The sequence below is a fragment of the Patulibacter medicamentivorans genome, assembly GCF_000240225.1.
GTDB lineage: Bacteria > Actinomycetota > Thermoleophilia > Solirubrobacterales > Solirubrobacteraceae > Patulibacter > Patulibacter medicamentivorans.
The window spans coordinates 1-4,113 of sequence record NZ_AGUD01000026.1 but is presented as its reverse complement, the minus strand read 5'-3'; the positions used below and the strand labels follow the sequence as shown (position 1 = coordinate 4,113).

General features: G+C 78.4%; 4 protein-coding genes. 2 read left to right on the top strand and 2 right to left on the bottom strand.

Annotation, left to right across the window (positions count from 1 at the left end; all coding sequences use genetic code 11):
• On the bottom strand, positions 1 to 753 hold a 753-nt coding region (locus PAI11_RS03560), incomplete at its 3' end, for an MFS transporter (RefSeq protein ID WP_138974075.1).
• 96 nt (positions 754 to 849) lie between these two features.
• Positions 850 to 1,503, bottom strand: a complete 654-nt coding sequence (locus tag PAI11_RS03555) for a DsbA family protein (protein WP_007570928.1) — start codon at positions 1,501 to 1,503, stop codon at positions 850 to 852.
• A gap of 94 nt (positions 1,504 to 1,597) precedes the next feature.
• Here PAI11_RS03555 and PAI11_RS03550 point away from each other — a divergent pair, with 94 nt between their 5' ends.
• Both PAI11_RS03550 and PAI11_RS03545 read left to right on the top strand, forming a co-directional pair.
• A complete protein-coding gene (locus PAI11_RS03550; RefSeq protein WP_007570926.1) occupies positions 1,598 to 2,833 on the top strand; it encodes a GNAT family N-acetyltransferase in 1,236 nt (411 codons plus the stop codon).
• 61 nt (positions 2,834 to 2,894) lie between these two features.
• On the top strand, positions 2,895 to 4,113 hold a 1,219-nt coding region (locus PAI11_RS03545; protein ID WP_050897087.1), incomplete at its 3' end, for a CoA transferase.

Below are 4,113 nucleotides of genomic sequence, written 5' to 3'. Positions count from 1 at the left end.
CGGCGCGTCGTGGGCCGCCGGGCGCGCCGTCGATCGCTGGCGGCCGACGGGCGGGATCGGCCACGGACGGGCGGCGGGATCGTCCGGCTCGGCGTCGGCGTCGGCGTCGGCGTCGGCGTCGGCGTCGGCGCTGGCGTCGGGGTCGGCGTCGGCGTCGGCGCTGGCGTCGGGGTCGGCGTCGGCCTGGACCGGGGACCCGAACGGCGCCAGGCAGGCGAGCGCCGCCAGGATCCCGATCGGCGCCTGCGCCAGGAAGATCGCCCGCCAGTCGAAGAGCTCCGTCAGCGCCCCGCCGAGCGCCGGCCCGACGGCCGTGCCGAAGACCGCGCCGGCGATCCAGAGCGCGTCCGCCCGCTGGCCGATCTGGCGCGTCCGGTGCAGCAGCGAGTAGCCGGCGACCAGGCCGGCCCCGGCCCCGATCGCCTGGGCGGCGCGGGCGGCCAGCAGCAGCTCCAGCGACTCCGCCAGCCCGCAGGCGGCGCCGGCCAGCGCGAACAGCAGCATCCCGGCCGCTCCCAGCGCCGCGCTGCCGAGCCGCCGGCGCAGCGGCACGGCCACCAGCACGGCCGCCGCGAGGACCACCGTGTAGACGCCGATCACCGCGGCGACGCCGTCGATCGACGTGTCGAGCCGGGTCAGGATCTGGGGCAGCGCCAGGGTCACCACCGACGCGTCGGCGAGGGCCAGCGCGACGCCGGCGGCCACCAGCAGGCGGGCGAGGGTGGTACCCGCAGCCGGGCGCGCGTCAGCCATCGTCCCCAGTCTGACGCGCCGGGCAGCGGGCGGCCTCCGCCGAGAGGAGGATCCGGCGCCGTCCGCGGTCGGGGATCGCCCCGACCGACGACGCGATCAGTGGGCCTGGGCCGCCGCGGCCAGGCGCTGCTCCAGCTCTTCGCCGGTCGCGTAGCCGACGGCGATCGCGTGCAGGTGGTCGCCGTGGCTGACGGCGACCGTCGGGAAGCCGCTGACGCCGATCCGCGAGACGGCGGCGAACTCCTCGGCCACCTGGGCGGCGGTCGCGGGGTCCTCGAAGGCCGCCTCGACGGCGTCGGGATCGAGCCCCTGGTCGACGGCGACGGCGCGGAAGGTCGCGACGTCCGACAGCGACCGCCCGTCGTGGAAGAAGGCGTCGGCGATCGCGACCGCCAGCGGGACCGAGCGCTCGGGGGCCTGGGCGCGCAGCGCGGTGAATCCGCGGGCGGCGTCGGTCGAGTCGATCACCAGCGAGCCGTCGGCCAGCAGCTCCAGGTAGGGCTCGCCGAAGCGGGCCCCGGTCAGCTCGGCGATCCGCCGGTTGCCGTCGGGGATGAAGTCGAAGCTCGCGATCGGCGCGACCCGATCGCCGGTGACCAGGCCGCCGGCGAGGACGACGAACTCGTGGTCCTCGCGATGGCGCTCCCAGAAGCCGAGCAACGCGTCGCGGAACCCGTGGCACCAGCCGCAGTAGGCGTCCAGGACGACGAGCACCTGCGTCGGTCGGGTGGGCGGGGCGGTCTCGGCCATCGCGTCAGCGTAGAAGGCGGGCGCCGCGGGCCCCGTGCGGACGGTGATTTCGCGTCGCGGCCGGCAGCCGTCCGGCGGGCGATAGGGTCGAGCGATGAGCGATCGCCTGGCCGTGCGTGCGGCCACCGAGGACGAGTTCGGCGCGCTGCTGGACGCCGCTGCGATCGCCTTCCACGGCGATCGCAGCGATGCGTCCCGGCTGCGGCTGCGGGACCGGTTCGAGCTCGACCGCAGTCGGATCGCGCTCGACGACGGCCAGGTCGTCGGCACCTCGTCGGCGTGGGGCTGGCGGCTGACGGTCCCCGGCGGGGAGCTGCCGTGCGCCGCGATCACGCTCGTCACCGTCCTGCCGACCCACCGCCGGCGCGGGATCCTGCGGCGGATGATGAAGGCGCTGGTCGCCGACGCGCGCGAGCGGGGGGAGCCGCTGGCGGCGCTGTGGGCGTCCGAGGGCCGGATCTACGGGCGGTTCGGCTTCGGGCCGGCCAGCTGGACGCGCCGCAGTCGGATCGACCTGGCGGGCGGGGTGCCGCTGCGGTCGCCGGTCGCCGATCCGTCGCTGCGGCTCGTCGATCTGGCCGGGGCGGCGCCGCTGACCGCGGCGATCTTCGACCGCGCCCGCCGGCAGCGCGCGGGGATCATGTCGCGCCCGCCGGCCTGGTGGACGACCCGGATCCTCAGCGACGCACAGGACGAGCGACCGGCCGACGGGGCGCCCAAGCGGCTCGTCGCGTGCGGCGAGGACGGCTACGCGCTCTACCGCGTCCACGAGGACGTGGCCGGCGGTCCGGTCGGCGGGATCGGCCAGACCACCGTCGAGGTCCAGGAGCTGATCGCGGCCACGCCGGAGGCCGGCCGGGCCCTGCTCGCCTTCCTGACGAGCATCGACCTGGCGACCCGGGTCGAGCTCCACGAGCGACCGCTCGACGACGAGCTGGAGCTGGCGCCGGCCGATCCGCGGGCCATGCGGACGATCCAGCAGGGCGACGCGCTGTGGCTGCGGATCCTCGATCTGCCGGCCGCGGTCGCCGGCCGCTCGTGGGCCGCCGACGCCGATCTGGTCCTGCAGGTCGACGCGCCGGGCGACCCGGGGCTCGACGGCCGCTGGGCGCTGCGGATCGCCGACGGCGCCGGCGTCGCCGAGCGCAGCGAGCGGCCGGCCGACCTGGCGATCGCCGACCGCGACCTGGCGTCGGCCTACCTGGGGGGCGTGCGGGTCGCCGCGCTGGCCGCCGCCGGCGTCGTCGTCGAGCACGAGCCCGGCGCCGTCGCCACCCTCGACCTGGCGCTGCGGACCGCCCGCGCGCCCTGGACGGTCGACGTCTTCTAGCGATGGGCCGCGCGACGCTCTCCGCCCGGTCCACCGCGCGACGCGCCTCGGCGGGACCGCGATGACCGAGCCCGCGGCCGACGACGGGCAGGACGGGCGGGACGGGCGGGACGGCGCGATGCTGCGGGCTGCGTGGGCGGCGCTCGGGGGCAGCGCCGGGAGGACCGCGGGGCTGCGGATCTCCGGGGCCCGCGATCGCGACGGCCACGAGCGGCGCTACCTGCCGGCGCCGCTCCCGGTCGATGCGCTGGCGCGGGCGACCGCCGGCGTCGCGCTGCTGGCCGCCGCCGAGCTGGCCGAGGCGCGCGGGGCGCCGCCGCCGGCCCCGACGCTCGACGCCGCCCACGTCGCCGTCGCCTTCACCAGCGAGCGCCATGTCCGCCTCGACGGCGCCGTGCCGGGATCGCCGTTCGACCCGCTCTCGCGCTTCCTGCCGGCCGCCGACGGCTGGATCCGGCTGCACGCCAACTACGACCACCACCGCGCGGCACTGCTGCGGGCGCTGGCGGTCGACGATCCCGGACGGGTCCCGGCGGCGGTCGCCGAGCGGCGGGCGATCGAGGTCGAGGACGCGGTGGTGGCGGCCGGCGGCTGCGCGGCGGCGGTCCGGGATCGCGGCGACTGGGCGGCGAGCCCGCCGGGCGCGGCGCTGGCGGACGGCCGGCTGCTCGACCTGCTGCCCGGCCCGGCGCGCGACGTCCGGGCGCTGCCGGGACTCGCCGCGGGCGGGCTGCCGGCGTCCGGCCTGCGGGTCCTGGACCTGACGCGGGTGATCGCGGGGCCGGTGGCGACGCGCTACCTGGCCGCGCTCGGCGCCGACGTCCTGCGGATCGATCGTCCCGATCGCCCCGAGCTGCCGCTGCAGGTGCTCGACACCGGCGCCGGCAAGCGCAGCGCGCTGCTCGACCTGCGCGACCCCGACGACCGACGGACGCTGGAGGACCTGCTGGCCGGGGCCGACGCGGTCGTCCAGGGCTACCGGCCCGGGGCCCTCGCCGCCTTCGGCCTCGACCCGGCCGCGCTGGCCGAGCGCCACCCGCAGCTGGTCGTCGCGACCCTGTCGGCGTGGGGCGAGCGCGGCCCCTGGGGGGCGCGCCGCGGCTTCGACAGCCTGGTCCAGGCCGCCACCGGGATCGCCGTCGCCTGCTCGCCCGACGGCGGGACCAGTCCGGGCGCCCTGCCCGCGCAGGCGCTCGACCACGGCAGCGGCTACCTGATCGCCGCCGCCGTCCTGCGGGGCCTCGCCGAGCGGGCCCGCGGCGGCCGCCCGCTGCACGCGC